The following is a 15,817-nucleotide window of genomic DNA, read 5'->3' as shown; positions in this document are numbered from 1 at the left end:
TCTCGTATGATATTTTTTAGACAGTTCACTAAAGGAGTTCAAAATGGTTTTGGAGTTTGATTTCGAGCTTTCAGGAAAAGAGATAGTAGATATTGTTGTTGAGGCAGGCGAAGAATTCAAAATAACCAGTGTGACTGTGGAAGAGACTGTTTTTTCTGAGTACAATGTTATCGCTGTGTTTGAGGACGGTTTTTTGATTGTCGGCTCTAAAAGCAATATGCAGGAGTATGACATTCCCCAAACTCTTAAAGAAGATGTTTTTTATAAAGAAGTTTGCATTCTCCGCTCAAGTCACGGGGATAAGTACACACAGCCCTTTTTAAATATTTTAAAACAAAAATTAAAGGTCGCCTGAAACAGACGGCTTTTTCATTATTTTAAAACCATGTTTAGTGAAAATAAAAAAGCCCCGCAATGCGGAGCTTTTTTATTAGTTCTGGTGTTTTGCTGCGTCGTCTTTGGAAAGGAATTTAAACATATTCCCTCCACATACTTCGCATGTGCCTTTTGCGGAGTATCGGTTGTTTTTTTCTTCAACCTTAACATCTTTCATTACGCGCATTTGCGGCTTACTATTTTCGTCTCTGCAACGCATGCAAAGACCTTTTAGTTCTTCTGCCATATTTTATTATTTTTTTAATTATAATATCGCCTTAAGCGGGCATAGACCTGTTTGTTACCCTTACTATAAGCATAACCTAAAATTAAGCCAGTCAACAGTAAAATATCCACAGGTTTGCTTTATGGTAATTAAAAAGCTCCGCATTGCGGAGCTTTTTGTTTTTATTCTTTCAAAATAGAAAGAGCGAGCGCGTACTTTTTCTTAAGACGATCTTGCGTCTCTTTATCAAGTGATTTGAGCCGCTTCGCGCTTGAGTTGTCCTCTACGTCAGCTTTTTTAACCTGTTTGGCTATGGGGTGCTTTAAAGTTCTTCTAACTTGTTTTTCATACTCTTCTCCGGGAACTTTTGTGAGAAGCTCTACTATCTCTATTACCTCTTCGGGTATATCTTCTGCTCGCAAATCCTCTACGGTTAAGTCTGTGTCTTCAAGAACATCATGTAATGCCGCTACCGCTTTTGCCACGTCTCCCTTTACCTTTAACATTACGCGTAGCGGATGCTCTATGTAAGGGTTTCCCGCTTTGTCGGTTTGTCCCGCATGGGCGCGTGCTGCAATTTCTACAGCTTTTGAAATAAGAATAGTTCCTTGCACATCTGCCCCCTTTCTTAAGTTGGAGCTTTTTAAGCAACTATAAACACAATAGCATGGGGTTAACATCAGTCAACCTGTTTTAGCTCTATTTTTTGATTGTCAAATAGTATTAAAAAGGTTTATGATATAGATAACTTTATGTGTGGAATAATCGGCTATATAGGTAAACAGTCAGATCCGAGGGTGGGCTTGGAGGCTTTAAAGCGCCTTGAATATAGAGGGTATGATTCTGCTGGGATGGCTTATTACGACCCCGGCACAAAAAAGATATCATCTGAAAAGGCGGTAGGCAGAGTTAGTTTGCTGGAAGAAAAACTTGGCGCGAGGAAGCTTGTTGGAGCTCCTTTTATTTTTCATACAAGATGGGCTACTCATGGTGTTCCCAGTAAAAAAAATGCGCATCCACATGTGGATTGCACCGGAGATTTTTATATTGTACATAATGGCATTGTGGAAAATTACAGGGAACTTAAGCAGTGGCTTAACGAGCAGGATTCAGGCACACATGAGTTTAAATCAGAAACCGATACGGAGGTTTTAGCTCATTTGGTAGAGTATTTTTATAAAGAAAATTTACTTGAGGCGGTTCAACAGACGTTAAACATGGTTAGAGGAACTTACGGCATAGCTGTAATTTCCAGTAGGGCGCCTGATGAGCTTGTCGCGGCGCGCCTGGGTAGCCCTCTTTTAATCGGAGTAGGGCAAGATGGATATTTTGTATCCAGCGATCCATCCGGAGTTTTGGCTCACACAAAACAGGTAGTCTATCTTGAAGATAATGAAATAGTAAAACTTACTTCAAGTGATATGAAAGTTTTAAGCAAAGACACCGTGAAACTTCCTAAGGTGGAAGAGATAGAGTGGGACCTGGAAGAGGCACAGAAAGGAGGATATGAGCATTTTATGTTAAAGGAAACAATGGAACAGCCCGAAAGTATAGAGAGTACATTTCGCGGAAGGCTTGTTCCTGACGAGGGCAACGTAAAACTTGGCGGACTTGAACTTGTAGCAGATAAACTAAAAGACATAAAAAAGATACACATAGTGGCTTGTGGTACGGCATATTACGCGGGCATGATAGGTAAGTATATGCTGGAAGAATATGCAGGTATTCCAGTAGAGGTGGATCTGGGAAGTGAATTTAGATACAGAAAACCCATTTTAAATAAAAAACAGACAGCTTTTCTTTGTATTTCGCAGTCAGGTGAGACAGCGGATACTTTAGCGTCTTTGAAAGAGGCAAAAATGAAAGGTGTTTTGACACTCGGTATAGTAAATGTCGTAGGGTCCACAATAGCGCGCGAGACTGACGCGGGAATATATAATCATGCGGGACCCGAAATTGGAGTAGCTTCCACGAAAGCTTTTACATCACAGCTTACAGCTCTGGCTCTTTTGACCGTATTTTTAGGGCGCCAGCGCAACATGTCTTTGACTGCAGGGAAGGAGATTACAGAAGAGATTAAAAAATTACCCAAACTGGTTAAAGAAATACTGGATGATGCGGATAAAATAAAAAAACTTGCCCAAAAATACAAGGGTTATCCTAACATGTTCTATTTGGGCAGAAAATATAACTACCCTGTGGCAATGGAGGGGGCGCTTAAAATAAAAGAGGTGTCTTACATGCACGCTGAAAGCTACGCGGGAGGGGAGATGAAACATGGGCCGATAGCTTTGATAGATAAAAACTTTCCAACTTTTGCCATAATGCCGCGCGATAGTGTGTTTGAAAAAATGATGAGTAATATGGAAGAAATAAAAGCAAGGAGCGGTCCTATAATTATAATGACAACAAAAGGAAATAATTCAGCTAACTCTCTTACCGAAGACTTGGTATACATACCCGAAACAATTGAGATGTTAAGCCCAATACTTAGTGTTATACCTCTCCAGCTTTTCGCGTACCATGTCGGCGTAATGAGAGGGCTTAATGTGGATAAACCCAGGAATCTTGCCAAGAGCGTTACAGTAGAGTAGGAATGCGAAACGAAGTGAAGTCCCTCACTTATATGTAAGTGAGGGATGGATAAACCCAGAAACTTAGCAAAGTCAGTTACAGTTGAATAAAAAATCCGCTCTTACTGAGCGGATTTTAGTTTGGTGCTTATTTTGTGTTTTGTGCGTCTGATAAATCGTACAAACCTGTTTTGGCTTTGATATTTTTTTCTTACTCCCTTGAAATTCCCTCCTGAACTTTTCAGGGTTTTAAACTGTATATTGTGTGTTGTCCAAAGTCCTGTCTTGTTTCTTGCGTCCTCTAATTCTTTATTTTTGGGTGTTTTTGGGTCTACCCTAAATCTCGGCGATTCTTTTTTATCTTCCAAAATTTCCTCCTCTCTTATCTCCGCGTTTTTTTAAGTTTCCAACCCTCTTCATCTTTTTCTACAGCGTCTCTTATATACTCGGGATATTCTGAGTTTAAAACATCATTGAATATCATATGTGTGTGCTTTTGTCCGCGCGCCACAGCAAGTGTTTCTTCTGAAACGTCACGACTTACGACAGACCCCGCAGCAATAAAGCTTTTTTTACCCAAGGTTATGGGTGCAATAAGCATTACTCCGCTCCCGACAAACACATCGTCCCCCAGAATTGCTTTGTGCTTTTGAGAGCCGTCATAATTACAAAATACGGTCCCCGCGCCTATATTGCAGTTTTTACCTATGGTTGCGTCTCCTATGTACCTGCCGTGCTTTGCTTTTGTACCCTCTCCGATATGTGAACGCACAATTTCAATATTTGCGACTTCTACTTTTTTACCCAAAATGCTTTTATCGCGCACGTATGCCATCGGTCCTACTTTGGATTTGGCGCCTATAACAGAATCCTTAACAAGAGAAAAAGAGTCAATTGTGGTATGTTTTCCCACAAATGAGCGAACCATTCTGACACCCTTGTGAACCTCATTGCCTCCGCGTAACGTTGTATCAACAATACTGACACCGGGCCATATTGTACATCCATATCCAATCTCTGATTCAAACAGATGTACTTCTGGATATATTACACAATCTTCACCCACCTGTGTTCCCGAATACAAATATACATTCGGGTATATTTTAGTACCTCTGCCTATGCGAACACCTTTTTCAATGTATGTTCTTGTTGGGTCTACAAACTTTACTCCGGCTTTTGAAAACTTTCGTATCCTAAGGCTCACAACAGCTTTTTTGCGGTTAGTGAATGCATATGCGACAGCTACAACAAGTAAAACACCTATAATGGTTTGAATATCTAACAATTTAAACCTCCTTACTATTTTAAGAGCTATAATAGTAATATCATATAATTGCTTTATTTTACAAGTTTAAATCCCCCTCTTTGACATATTTTTTGATATAATACATATAAGATGGAAGATTTGAAAAAAAAGAGAGTTGTTGTTATTGGAGGGGGGACAGGAACCTCAATACTTTTACGCGGATTGAAGGATTACCCTGTGCACTTAAGCGCCATTATTACAACAGCTGACACGGGAGGTTCTTCAGGCAGATTGCGCGAAGAGACAGGAATGGCGCCTCCAGGAGATGCCAGGCAGTGTTTTGTGGCGTTAAATGATGCCAATCATCCCATACTTTCTCATTTTAATACTCGTTTTTCCGGGGGGAATCTAAAAGGACACACCTTCGGCAATCTTTTTTTGGCTCTCCTTTGGCAAAACTATGGAGATTTTCAACACGCCATAGAGGAAGCCGAAAAACTATTTGGCTCTAAACACTCTGTAATACCTGTGACAAAAGGGGCAACAAATCTTGTAGCAAATTTAAAAGATGGGCAGATAGTAGCGGGTGAATCCAGTATAATACAGGTAGAAAATCTCAACGAAAAACTTAAAAACATGATGCTTGTTCCGCACGCATCTTTAAACCCTAAAGCAAAAAGAGCTATTGAAAATGCCGACCACATAGTAATTGGTCCGGGAAATCTTTTTGCCAGCCTTACACCACCCCTTCTTGTTGATGACATGGTGGAAGCTGTAAAGAGAAGCTCTGCTCAAAAAATATACGTAGCAAATCTGATGAACCAGAAAAAACTTAATTCCGGCTACACGCTTTCCCGCTATCTGGAGCATTTTGAAGGCATTTTTGGAGAGGACATATTTAACAAAGTCGTTCACAACAAGCGGGAGATAGGAGACAGGGTTTTGCGCAAATACGGAGTGGAGGACGACCCTGTAATTGTTGATTCTCCGGATGCCCGATACGTTGAAGCGGATCTCGTTGATACAAAAATATCAAAACAGGATCCAAACGACCCTTTAAAAAGAACATTTATTCGCCATGATTCCAAAAAGCTCGCGAAAGCGGTGTGGGGAGTTATTAACAATAAACAATGATTAGAATAAAGTTAACAGAAGAAAACTTAGAATCGGTAGCAAAAAAAGCAGCCGAACATATCAGACAGGGAGAGGTGGTAATTTTTCCCACAGATACTCTTTACGGTCTTGGAGTAGATGCGTTAAAAACTACTTCTGTTGAAAAATTGTTTGCCCTAAAAAAACGCCCGGCTTCAAAACCCGTACCTGTTTTTGTAAAAAATATTGAAATGGCAAAAGAATTTGCATTCATAGATAAAAAGAAAGAGGCTGTGCTGGAGAGGTTGTGGCCGGGACCGTTTACTGTGGTTTTAGACAAAAAGGAAGATATAAGCGATAGATTAAGCGCCGGCACCGGAAAAGTCGGGCTGAGAATGCCTGCTGATAATTTTTGTTTAGAACTTCTCAGGAGATTTGAAGGTCCAATTACCGGATCATCAGCAAACGTTTCGGGGATGAGTTCATATTCTGATATCGACGCGATTCTTAGGCAATTTAAAGAGTATTCTGAGGAGCCCGCCTTTGTTGTTGACGCGGGTGTTCTTGAGGAAAAAGAGCCTTCAACTGTTGTAGACCTTACGGGGGCGCACCCCAGAATACTGCGCATGAACCAGACAACGCTTAAAAAATTAAAAGAGGTTTTTGATAATTTAGATACCAGGTCCTAATCGTATTAACTGTTTATGACAACATTACACGAACATTTGAATAGATATTTTCCACATATAAACAAAGAGCTTAAAGAGTTTTATGCTTCTATTGCTATAAGGGGGTTTGCCGTATATCTGGTTACTATATTTGAACCCATATATGTTTATATAAATTTGGGTTATTCACTGCCAAAGACGTTTTTATATTTCGGGGTTATATCTCTTGTGTTCGGGCTTCTTTCTCCTTTTACAGCACGCCTTACTGTTAGATACGGCTCCAAACACACAATGTTGATAAGTATTCCCTTTTTGTTTGTCTATTATGTGGGACTTTGGAATATTGAGCATTTAGGATTTTTTGTTATCTTTTTACCTTTACTCTCAGCTTTAGACAGAGCCCTGTTTTGGCCCGCGTATCATATAGCTTTTACACGTTTAACAGATAAAGGCCGGCGTGGACAAGAGGTTAGTTTGCGTACAATGATACTTTCGGCTGTTGCTGCGGTAGCTCCTTTTGCGGGCGGGTTTATGATACAGCACTTTGGCGGGTTTGCTTTGTTGTTCGCTGTTGTGCTCGCTTTACTTTTTGCTTCATCTGTTCCTCTGCTTATATCTAAGGATGTGCACGAGAAAAGTCGCCACTCTTTTTTACAACCTTTTAAACAGATATTCAGTCGAAAATACAGGAGAAAAGCTGTCGCTTTTGCCTCTTCAGCCGGAGACTTGGCCTTGGAAGAGTATGTTTGGCCTATATTTTTGTTTACCCTGGCAATTAACTTTGAAACTCTGGGGCTTATAATCTCTGCCACACTGCTCTTTGGTATGGTATTTACCTTTTATATAGGTAGAAAAAGCGATGCTGTGGGACACGGGCGGGTTCTTGCCGTAGGCTCTTTTTTGGATGCTGTTATCTGGCCGTTTAAGATATTTGTTCTTACGCCGCTTAACGCGTTTTTGTCCGATGTGTTGCACCGTTTTGCGCGCACCTCCAGTTACATACCTTTTGGAGCTCTGTTCTATGAGTGGGTGGGAGAAGACGAAAAGGAGCGTGATAAGCTTGTTATATTTCGCGAGGTTGTTTTAAATGTTACCCGTGGAGTATTCCTCTTCTTTTTGGCTATACTCTTTACTTTGAATATACCTCTTAATTATATGTTTGCCCTTGGTCCACTCTTTGCGCTCGGGCTTTTATTTATGATAGATAAGCCCAAAAAATTTATACACGATGTGGCTGAAGATGTTGAGCCCATGTAAATAAAAAGCCCGGCAAAGCCGGGCTTTTTATTTACATACTATTGAGAGCTGGGTGGATTGTGAACCACTATCTGGTTAAAGGGTATTTCAATTCCCTCTCTGTCAAAGGCTATCTTAAGTCTTTTTCTCAACTCTCCCGTAACCGCCCACTGCTGCAGTGGTTTTGTTTCTCCAAGTATTTTTACTATTACGGCAGAATCGGCAAATTCATGAACTCTTAGGAATTCAGGTTTCTCTGTTATGTGTTCTTTCCACTCAGGGTCCTCTGCGAGATCTTCTCCTACGCGGTTTATTACACTTATTACTTTTTCAAGATCGTCTCCATAGCCCACTCCCATATTAAGGTTTATTCTCGCAAACTCATGGCTCATGTTTGATGCTATCTTTATTTCTCCATTTGGAACAGTGTGTACTGTTCCGTCCATGTCGCGCAAAACAGTACGGCGCAGGTTAACACTCTCAACAAGTCCGCATGTTGCGTCAAAACAGACAACATCCCCGACGTTGTATTGGTTTTCCATAAGCACAAATAGTCCGTTTATGACATCGCGTATAAGATACTGCCCCCCAAAACCCAAAGCAAGGCCACCGATTCCCGCAGCGGCAATAAGTGGACCGATATTTACTCCAAGCTCCGAAAGTATCATCATTCCTCCTATAATCCAAAGGGCAATATGAAGAGTTACCGTTGTTACACGTATAAGCGTGTCTTCCCTTTGTTTTTCTTCTTCTTTGTCCGCAAATTTTTCTTCAGGGATAAGTTTTTGTATTGCTTTTTCAATTAACCTGTCTACAAATTTATGGGCTATATAAACCCCTGTTATCAGGATAAGTATTTTAAGCCCCGGACTTATGAGCCAGCTTGTTATCTGCTCTGTATACGTATTTAACATAGTTTTTAGGTGGTTATTTTTTGTATCTTAACATAAAACATAATAAATGGATCTATTAAAATTAAAAAGCCGTCGAGTTCTGTTTTGGTGCCCCCGGCGGGAGTCGAACCTGCATCTAGCCCTTAGGAGGGGCTTGTTCTGTCCGTTGAACTACAGGGGCTTTTGTTCTCCAATATACTACCACTAAAAGATCACTATTTCAAGTTTGTATAAAAAAAATAATATTGATAAAATATAGGTATGCTTAAAGAAAATGAACACATTAAAGAAGTTATAAAAAGAGTAACTCCGGCGGTTATCAGTATTGTAATTACAAAAGATTTACCTAAAGTAGAAGGTTTTTATAAGATGCCTATAAACGGCAAGCAGTACATGGTGCCTAAATTTAAAAAAGGCGAAAAAGAGGCGGTAAAGATAGGCGGAGGAAGTGGTTTTTTTATATCTCCGGACGGAATAGTTTTAACGAATAGTCATGTTGTACAGGATCCAAAGGCGGATTATACAGCATTTTTGGACCATGATGAAGAAACAAAACGAGAACTTAAGGTAATAGCCCGCGACCCCATACATGACGTTGCAATTTGCAAGATAGAGGGCGCGAATTTTCCATATCTGGAACTTGGAAGCTCTCGCGGACTTGAGCTTGGAGAGTACGTTATTGCCGTGGGAAATGCTCTTGGTGAGTTTTCAAATACGGTGAGCTTGGGTATAGTTTCAGGGCTTAGTCGTTTTATAACAGCCCAGCATGGAGACCAAAAACACACAGAGCGTCTGCGGGGTCTTATACAAACAGACGCGGCAATAAATCCGGGAAACTCAGGAGGTCCGTTGGTTAATTTAGACGGAAAAGTTATAGGGCTCAATACAGCAGTTGTGTTTGGCGCTCAAAATATCGGTTTTAGCATACCAATTGACCAGGCAAGAAAAGATCTTGAAGAGGTAAAACAGTACGGACACGTAAGACTTCCCTTTCTCGGCGTGCGCTATTTAATACTTGACACAAGTATCCAAAAAGAAAACAAGCTCCCGGTGGATTATGGCGCGCTTATTATGCGGGAAACCTTGGGAGATACCGCCGTTGTACCCGGCTCAACTGCAGAAAAAGCCGGTCTTCAAGAATTTGATATTATACTGGAAGTGGACGGTAAAAAGATAACCCCTGAGCTTACAATTCAGGATGTTATACAAGAGCATAAAATAGGGGACAAAGTTAAAGCGAAGATTATGAGAGAGGGTAAAGAACATGAAATAGATATTGAGTTGGAGGAAAAGAAAAAATAAAATACTTAGATGAATACAGTTACATTGTTGGGGTTGGTGGCAGCCGGTTTTACAACCTTCTCTTTTGCCCCGCAGGTAATTAAAAGCTGGAGGCTAAAAGAGACACGAGACATATCTTTAGGCATGTATACTGCTTTTTGCACAGGTGTTTTCCTTTGGGCGGTTTATGGATTTTTGGTTGGCGATCTGCCAATAATTGTCGCGAATATTATTACATTTATTTTTGCAGTATCTGTTTTGTTTCTCAAGTTAAAATATAAGTAGAGATGTTTATAGTTATTGATTTTTGCTTGTAAAAAGAATAGCTTAGTGCTATTCTTTTTTTAGTTCTAAAAAGGAGGCGCCATGGGACGGAAGCTTTACTTTGCTCATCCGGTAAATACTTATGATACGAAACTTGAAGAGATATTGCTTAATGCGATAGCGCAGGATTTTGCGGGATGGGAAATAGAAAATCCCAACCAGCAAAAACATCAGGACGGATATATGCGGTTTAAAGAAGAAAAAGGCAATGGAATGCTATATTTTGTTGATGTGGTTTTACCCGCCTGTGACGGCGGAATATTTTTACCGTTTAGAGACAGCAAATGGAGCGCCGGAGTTGCAAAAGAGGCGATGTACTTTTTATATAAACGTCTTCCCGCGTGGCAAATTAGCCTAAAGGGAAACCTTGTTGTTACAATGGATCTCTTGCCACGGGATCTCGCGAAAGATAAGGTACTTTCCGTAGAGGAAACAAGAGCTCGTCTGCGCGACACAGACGGCAATCCACTGCCTTATTGATTAACAAAAACAAAACCCCGATAAATTCGGGGTTTTTAATTTTCATGCCTTGACCTCCTGGTTGTAGTATAATAAAAAGATCTAATACAATAATTGTATATTTTATTTTTTAAAGCAATGAATTTTATTTTATATAAATCAAATAAATTAGTCAGAGTTCTCTTGGCAGCTTATATTGTTGCAGGGCTTGTTTTTGCATTTGCCCCTCAAGCCTGGTTTCCCGCCATTTATATGCTTCCTTTGATGAGTAAACTATCTTTTCTGTCCGCATTTTTGGTACTACTGCCTGTGCTTCTTATAAGAGTTAGAAACAAGAAGGAAGAAGACGCCCTAAAGCGTTTTCAGGGGATTGTTGCGTTTGGACTTTTTATTAACAGTCTTGGAGGCCTGGGTCTCTATAAGTTGTATCAGTATGGGTTTCAGTATGATAAATTAACGCACTATGTTACGCCCTTGGTGCTTACTGTTGGCTTTACAGAGTTATTTATGACATGGAGAGGGTGGACTAAAAAAAGAGCCCTTTTGTTTAGTGCTATTTTGGTTTTCGCCGGAGGAATTGTATGGGAATTTTTAGAATTTTATTCCGACAGATTGCTCGACACAACTCTTGTAGGGTTAGGTGGAGAGCATCAGAGAGTAGATACTACTTGGGATATTATTTTCAATACACTGGGTATAGTAAGCGCTCTTATCTATTTGCAATTTAAAAGTCGCAATACAGGCGCTTCAAAAGAAAAACAAGATGTAAGCCTTGTTCAGGAAAATTAATGCCTAAAAAAAGAATTTTAACGACCGTTATTTTTCTCGGTGTTACAGGGGCACTCTTTTTTTTATTTATTACCAACAAAACTCCTGTCATGGATGATAGTATACCCAAAGCATCGCATGAGTCGGATGTGATTGTCGCTGAAAACAGCGATGTTGCGGAGCCGGGTAACTTACCTGCGCGTTTAGATCCTGAATTTCCGGATAAAATAGATAATCCGTACAATCCATGTTATAGCCTGGATGTTGAAGATGAAATAAAAGAGAAAAGAAAAGAATTTTTGGAACACACAAACAGAGCAAAAGTTGAAAACGAACAGTTATTGAAAAAAAACAACCTGCCGCTTGAGGTGTTTCGCGGGAGTGAACATGTTCAATCTGTCGCTTTAACGATAGACACAGGTGTTGGAGGTGCCGAGGGCATAGCGCAGTTGTTGGATATCGCGGAGCATTACGACATAGGATTAATTTTTTTTGTTACGGGATGCTGGGCTCTTGAGAACCCCGAGCTTTTGCAGGAAATATTTACAAGGGGTCATGGCATAGGCAACCACTCTCTAACTCACTTGAATTTGGCAAGGGCTTCAGATATTGCTGTGGAGCGCGAGATTGGAGAAACAGACAGAATATTAGAAGAAATTCTGGGATTTCACCCGGCACTTTTTAGAAAACCACAATATGCCGGAGGAGAAAGAATAACTAAATTTGCAGCTGAACACGCAAAGATAAGTGTGCAGGGATACCCTGATTTGGGGGACACAGCCGGTTGGCACTCAGCATCCACGCCCGAGGGAGTTTTAAACAGAGTTAAAAGAGGTACCGCGTCAGGCGCTATATGGGTTTTTCATAATTTGAGCTTATCAGATCTACTCGCTTTTGAGGATATTATCCGTTTTCATCTGGAAGAAGGATATGAACTGGTTGGTGTAGAGGAAATGTTGTAAAACGGGTCATAATATGACCCGTTTTTCTTTACGTTTAAGGTCTACTATGGTATTAATTAGGGGTGTGTTCGTGTAGCAGAACCCTATGTTGGCCCCCACATCAATTAGCAATTGTGCTAACTATTTTTACGTAAACTAACTAAGTTGCGCCTATGCACTTAAAATACAAGTATGCGTAACCCCTCCCTTACACGCTGTCAAAATATTGCTAATTGGTGTGGGGGTTGGGAGTATGGTCTGGAGGGGTGCTCCGAACTGGATAAGGAACCGCTCTCGAAAAGCGGCGCCCGCAAGGGCTTGTGGGTTCAAGTCCCACCCCCTCCGCCATCCTACGCCAAGGCTTCGGAATGGCGAGCCATTTTGAAGCCTTAGTAAGGAATAGTGGGGTGATTAGGTATTCCGTAGCTTTAGCGAAGGATACCCACCCCCTCCGCCTTCGCCACGCTGAAGCGCGGCTACGGTTTCACGTCGCCAAAGGCTATTGCCAACGGCGCGCGTGACACAGTCCGCCAGTAGTTGTGCGAAAGCGGGCTTCGGCACTTTTGCACTTAATTTTTTGTATAGAACGTTATGGAAATATTACCTTGGATTTTTATAGGACTGCTTTTGGTCGGACAAATTGGCCTTTTTTTACGGATATCACGTATTGCGAAAAAGATAGATAAGGCTCTCGGGGGAGCAAAGAGTAAATCCATAATGAAGATGCTGGCGCATGCGATGGAGCGTTATGAAGTTGTTGAAAAAGATTTTAAGCGTATATTTGAAGAAGACGCAAAAAATAAAGATTTAATGCGCAGTATGGTTCAAAAAGTGGGAGTAGTGCGTTTTAATCCTTTTGCCGATATGGGTGGAGAGCAGAGTTTTTGTATTGCTCTTATGGACGGAGAAGATGACGGTGTTTTATTGACCTATTTGCATAGTAAGGATGGGGGAAAATCGTATATCAAAAAAATGAAAAAAGGAGAAAGTGAGTACGCGCTTTCCGAAGAAGAGAAAAAAGCATTAAAAGAGGCTAATAAATAGTAAACAATATGGTAAATAATACTTCTAAAAATAAAATAAGACCACCGGTTGTTGTAATAGTGGGGCACGTGGATCATGGTAAGACTTCCATTTTGGACTACATACGACAAAGCAAGGTGGCAGAAAAAGAGACCGGAGGGATTACCCAGCATACGGGCGCTTATCAGATAGAGCACCCTTCGACAAACTCCGCGCCAAAGGGCGGGCAGGCAGGACAGGAAAAGAAAAAGATTACCTTTATAGATACACCCGGACACGAAGCTTTTAGCGCTATGAGGTCGCGGGGAGTTAAGGTTGCCGATATTGCGGTTTTGGTTGTTGCCGCCGATGATGGTGTTATGCCACAAACCAAAGAGGCTATTTCTATAATACAAAAGAACGGCCTTCCGTATGTTGTAGCTATAAATAAGATAGATAAACCTGAAGCAGATCCGCAAAAACTTAAGAATCAACTTTTGGAAAGTAATGTTTTGCTTGAAGGATATGGGGGTCAAATTCCCAGTGTTCAACTTTCAGCGCAGACAGGAGAGGGTGTGGATGACCTTTTGGATACCATAAATCTTATCGCCGAGCTGGAAGAGTTAACATCGGAGGATGGCGAATCCCTAGAAGCCGTTGTTGTTGAAGCTTCTATGGATTCTCAGAGAGGCGCGCAGGCAACACTGCTTATAAGGAAGGGACACCTTAAGACAGGGGCTACTATAGCGGGCTCAACTACTTGGGCAAAAATAAAAAGCATGGAAGATTTTGCAGGGGAACAGATTAAGGAAGCGGACCCCTCTTCTCCGGTTGTAATAACCGGCCTTGCCTCTGTGCCGCAAGTTGGAGAAAAATTTGTTGAAGTCGCTAACCAGAAAGAGGCTGAAGAGAGAATGCAAAGAAAGGAGCGTAAAGAGGAAGAGGGGAGTCTCTTGGAAGTTGAAGATGGACAAAAGGTTGTAAATATAATTTTAAAAAGTGATGTTGAGGGCACTCTTGAGGCGGTACACAGCGTTTTGCGTTCTATAGATAACGAGCATATAAAGTTAAGAATATTGCAAGAGGGAGTGGGAGAGATAACAGATTCGGATGTTCGGCTTGCCGGTAATGGAAAAGCTCTTGTGGTTGGCTTTAGAATAAAACCCAACTCTACGGCTAAAAACCTCGTGGAGCTACAAGGAGTTAATGTGGTAACATACGAAACAATTTATGATCTTGTAGAGGGAGTACGCTCTGCTATTTTGGACTATATAGAGCCCGAAACCACCGAGGAGAGCATAGGAAAGTTTAAGGTGGTAAAGATATTTAGAACAGAGACATCCCGGATGATAGTCGGAGGTAAAATTATAGAGGGAGAACTTAAAAGGGGTGCAACTTTAAATGTTATTCGCGAGGATAAGGTTATAGGAAAAGGTAAATTGAATCAATTAAAAAGCGTGGATAAGGCAATAGAAAGAGCTGAAAAAGGAGAGGAGGCAGGTATTTTATTTGATGGAGGAGTAAAACTTGAGGAAGGGGATATATTAGAAGCATTGGAAAAAAGAACATCTAAACCTATATTGTAAATGTCTCAGCAATTAAAGGATAAATTTGTTGAAGCTAAGCGCATAATAGAAGACAGCGAGCATATTTTGCTGGCGGGACACATGAATCCTGACGGCGATTCTCTCGGTTCTGTGCTGGGCTTGCGACAGGCAATAGAAGAGAATTTGGGTAAAAGCACAACTCCATATTTAGCAGGAGACCCTTTGCCTGAGTCTTTAAATTTTTTACCTGGCTGTGAACTTTTGAGAGATTCAATATCGCAGCAACCGGATTTGATAATAGGTTTTGATTATGGCGATTTTGCTCGGTTGGGTATTCCTGAAGATGTGGTTGAAGGTACAAAGATTATCACTTTTGACCACCATCCTGAATCCGCGCAAAGAGGAGATGTAAAGATAATTGAAACTGATTTTTCTTCAACAACAGAAATAGTTTACTCCTTTTTACTTTCTGCCGGATGGCACGTGTCTCAGAAGACAGCTTTATGTCTTTTGACAGGAATTTTAACCGATACAGGTTTTTTCGCGCACAACACATCTGCCAGAACACTAAAGACGGCAGGTGAATTGCTGGATAGAGGCGCCTCTTTGCATATGGTACATTCTAAGACATTCGCGGGAAAAAGTTCAGAGGTGTTGAATGTTTGGGGGAATTTATTGCAAAAAATGCAAAAGGATTCCAAATATAATTTCTCTTATACACTTATATCTTTTGACGAATTTGTAAAATATGGTATAGTTTTGGATGATTTGACGGGTCTTATAAGTATTATGAACAATGCCCATGAGACCGGCTTTTCAGTTTTGGCTGTTGAATATGAGCGTGGTAAGATTAAAGGAAGTCTTAGGAGTGATAAATTCAAAGACGTTGATGTGTCACGTATAGCCCAAAAGCTTGGGGGAGGCGGACACAAGTATGCCGCGGGGTTTAATTTGGAGTGTTCATTAGAGGATGCCCGTAATAAAATATACAGCGCGGTAGAGGAGGTGCTTATTAAAAATCAAGACAAATAAAAGGCGTCGTGGCGGAGTGGTTACGCAGAGGTCTGTCCCGACCCTTTGGGTCGAGGATCCACGATATTATGAATTTTTGATGGCGCGTTGGCGGAGTGATTACGCAGAGGTCTGTCCCGACCCTTTGGGTCGAGGATCCACGATATTATGAATT

At 40.9% G+C, this 15,817-nt stretch carries 18 protein-coding genes and 2 tRNA genes; 14 read left to right on the top strand and 6 right to left on the bottom strand.

Annotated features, from left to right (window positions below; all coding sequences use genetic code 11):
• The first annotated feature begins 49 nt into the window (after positions 1–49).
• A complete protein-coding gene (locus WDZ40_00790) occupies positions 50–355 on the top strand; it encodes a hypothetical protein (GenBank protein MEX0877382.1) in 306 nt (101 codons plus the stop codon).
• Positions 356–430: 75 nt separating this feature from the next.
• Here WDZ40_00790 and WDZ40_00785 read toward each other — a convergent pair whose 3' ends face one another.
• Both WDZ40_00785 and WDZ40_00780 read right to left on the bottom strand, forming a co-directional pair.
• Positions 431–622: a DUF5679 domain-containing protein gene (locus WDZ40_00785; GenBank protein ID MEX0877381.1), complete on the bottom strand. Its 192-nt coding sequence runs from the start codon at positions 620–622 to the stop codon at positions 431–433.
• Positions 623–783: 161 nt separating this feature from the next.
• Positions 784–1,215 (bottom strand): HD domain-containing protein, encoded by a 432-nt coding sequence (locus WDZ40_00780; protein ID MEX0877380.1) that lies wholly within the window; start codon positions 1,213–1,215, stop codon positions 784–786.
• Positions 1,216–1,353: 138 nt separating this feature from the next.
• On the opposite strand from WDZ40_00780, the gene glmS reads away from it, so the two are divergent.
• Entirely contained in the window at positions 1,354–3,195 is a 1,842-nt protein-coding gene (gene glmS, locus WDZ40_00775) for a glutamine--fructose-6-phosphate transaminase (isomerizing) (protein MEX0877379.1), read from the top strand.
• Between the two features lie 101 nt (positions 3,196–3,296).
• Here glmS and WDZ40_00770 read toward each other — a convergent pair whose 3' ends face one another.
• Both WDZ40_00770 and WDZ40_00765 read right to left on the bottom strand, forming a co-directional pair.
• Positions 3,297–3,542: a hypothetical protein gene (locus WDZ40_00770; GenBank protein MEX0877378.1), complete on the bottom strand. Its 246-nt coding sequence runs from the start codon at positions 3,540–3,542 to the stop codon at positions 3,297–3,299.
• Positions 3,543–3,556: 14 nt separating this feature from the next.
• Positions 3,557–4,459 carry a DapH/DapD/GlmU-related protein gene (locus WDZ40_00765; GenBank protein MEX0877377.1) on the bottom strand — a complete coding sequence of 301 codons (903 nt, stop codon included), beginning with the start codon at positions 4,457–4,459 and terminating at the stop codon, positions 3,557–3,559.
• Positions 4,460–4,570: 111 nt separating this feature from the next.
• Here WDZ40_00765 and WDZ40_00760 point away from each other — a divergent pair, with 111 nt between their 5' ends.
• Genes WDZ40_00760 through WDZ40_00750 form a run of 3 tightly spaced genes read left to right on the top strand, consistent with a single transcriptional unit; the run spans position 4,571 to position 7,437 of the window.
• Complete coding sequence (locus tag WDZ40_00760; GenBank protein ID MEX0877376.1) at positions 4,571–5,554, top strand: gluconeogenesis factor YvcK family protein; 984 nt, start codon at positions 4,571–4,573, stop codon at positions 5,552–5,554.
• Complete coding sequence (locus WDZ40_00755) at positions 5,551–6,201, top strand: L-threonylcarbamoyladenylate synthase (protein ID MEX0877375.1); 651 nt, start codon at positions 5,551–5,553, stop codon at positions 6,199–6,201. Before WDZ40_00760 ends, WDZ40_00755 begins: the two co-directional genes overlap by 4 nt.
• Positions 6,202–6,216: 15 nt before the next feature.
• Complete coding sequence (locus WDZ40_00750) at positions 6,217–7,437, top strand: MFS transporter (protein ID MEX0877374.1); 1,221 nt, start codon at positions 6,217–6,219, stop codon at positions 7,435–7,437.
• 38 nt (positions 7,438–7,475) lie between these two features.
• On the opposite strand, the gene WDZ40_00745 is transcribed toward WDZ40_00750, so the two are convergent.
• Positions 7,476–8,330, bottom strand: a complete 855-nt coding sequence (locus WDZ40_00745) for a mechanosensitive ion channel family protein (GenBank protein ID MEX0877373.1) — start codon at positions 8,328–8,330, stop codon at positions 7,476–7,478.
• 85 nt (positions 8,331–8,415) lie between these two features.
• Positions 8,416–8,490: transfer RNA gene (locus tag WDZ40_00740), tRNA-Arg, on the bottom strand.
• Positions 8,491–8,570: 80 nt separating this feature from the next.
• Here WDZ40_00740 and WDZ40_00735 point away from each other — a divergent pair.
• From WDZ40_00735 to WDZ40_00695, 9 genes are all read left to right on the top strand, one after another.
• Positions 8,571–9,611 (top strand): trypsin-like peptidase domain-containing protein, encoded by a 1,041-nt coding sequence (locus WDZ40_00735; GenBank protein ID MEX0877372.1) that lies wholly within the window; start codon positions 8,571–8,573, stop codon positions 9,609–9,611.
• Between the two features lie 9 nt (positions 9,612–9,620).
• Complete coding sequence (locus WDZ40_00730; protein MEX0877371.1) at positions 9,621–9,875, top strand: SemiSWEET transporter; 255 nt, start codon at positions 9,621–9,623, stop codon at positions 9,873–9,875.
• A gap of 81 nt (positions 9,876–9,956) precedes the next feature.
• Positions 9,957–10,394, top strand: coding sequence for a hypothetical protein (locus WDZ40_00725; protein MEX0877370.1), 438 nt, complete (start codon positions 9,957–9,959; stop codon positions 10,392–10,394).
• A 117-nt stretch (positions 10,395–10,511) separates the two neighbouring features.
• Complete coding sequence (locus WDZ40_00720; protein ID MEX0877369.1) at positions 10,512–11,162, top strand: hypothetical protein; 651 nt, start codon at positions 10,512–10,514, stop codon at positions 11,160–11,162.
• Positions 11,162–12,103: a polysaccharide deacetylase family protein gene (locus WDZ40_00715; protein ID MEX0877368.1), complete on the top strand. Its 942-nt coding sequence runs from the start codon at positions 11,162–11,164 to the stop codon at positions 12,101–12,103. The genes WDZ40_00720 and WDZ40_00715 overlap by 1 nt, the downstream gene beginning before the upstream one ends.
• A 239-nt stretch (positions 12,104–12,342) precedes the next feature.
• Positions 12,343–12,430, top strand: a tRNA-Ser gene (locus tag WDZ40_00710).
• A 243-nt stretch (positions 12,431–12,673) separates the two neighbouring features.
• Positions 12,674–13,126: a DUF4446 family protein gene (locus tag WDZ40_00705; GenBank protein MEX0877367.1), complete on the top strand. Its 453-nt coding sequence runs from the start codon at positions 12,674–12,676 to the stop codon at positions 13,124–13,126.
• Positions 13,127–13,134: 8 nt separating this feature from the next.
• A complete protein-coding gene (gene infB / locus WDZ40_00700) occupies positions 13,135–14,670 on the top strand; it encodes a translation initiation factor IF-2 (GenBank protein ID MEX0877366.1) in 1,536 nt (511 codons plus the stop codon).
• On the top strand, positions 14,671–15,663 hold the full coding sequence (locus WDZ40_00695) for a bifunctional oligoribonuclease/PAP phosphatase NrnA (GenBank protein MEX0877365.1): 993 nt from the start codon (positions 14,671–14,673) through the stop codon (positions 15,661–15,663).
• Positions 15,664–15,817 lie beyond the last annotated feature (154 nt).

It is taken from the genome of Candidatus Spechtbacterales bacterium, assembly GCA_040879145.1.
Taxonomy (GTDB): Bacteria; Patescibacteriota; Minisyncoccia; order Spechtbacterales; family 2-12-FULL-38-22; genus JAWVZY01.
The sequence above is the reverse complement of the archived record's forward strand: the minus strand, read 5'-3'. Positions and strand labels throughout refer to the sequence as shown.